1 tRNA gene is annotated in these 492 nt (G+C 38.4%); it reads left to right on the top strand.

Features of this window, described 5'->3' with window-relative positions:
• The first annotated feature begins 15 nt into the window (after positions 1 to 15).
• Positions 16 to 91: transfer RNA gene (locus NI470_RS15685), tRNA-Ala, on the top strand.
• Positions 92 to 492 lie beyond the last annotated feature (401 nt).

The raw sequence follows: 492 nt of genomic DNA, 5'->3' as shown, positions 1-492 counted from the left end.
ACTTATTGATAAGCTGGGGACTTAGCTTAGTTGGTAGAGCGCCTGCTTTGCACGCAGGAGGTCAGGAGTTCGACTCTCCTAGTCTCCACCAAATTTCAAGATCATAAAAGCACTGCTTTTACTTGAAATTTAAGCAAGAAGCTACGCTTCGCGCAGTATGTAAGCATACAGTGATGAAGTTGTTTAGTTCCTAAGCGATCAAGTGATGAGATCCTAGAGATTAACAAGTACAAGCGTTATGATACGCGCACTTGATAATCTCTGTGATTTATCACAGTTTCCTGACCTGACGAAGGCTGGAAAAATCATTAACAGAATATATTTGAGTTGAAATAATTTGTTCAAACTCGTTTTTAAGATCAACACTAACAGTGATTTATTACTGTGATGTGAAGATTAAGGAAATGAGTTCTAGCGAAATTAACTGAATCAAGCGTTTTGGTATATGAATCTAATTGAAGCTGTACGGTGCTTAAGTGCACAAACGCCAAC

Origin of the sequence: Acinetobacter lwoffii, from assembly GCF_024129115.1 — a bacterium.
In the GTDB taxonomy this organism is placed as follows: domain Bacteria; phylum Pseudomonadota; class Gammaproteobacteria; order Pseudomonadales; family Moraxellaceae; genus Acinetobacter; species Acinetobacter lwoffii_T.
This window is presented reverse-complemented; position numbering and strand designations above follow the sequence as displayed.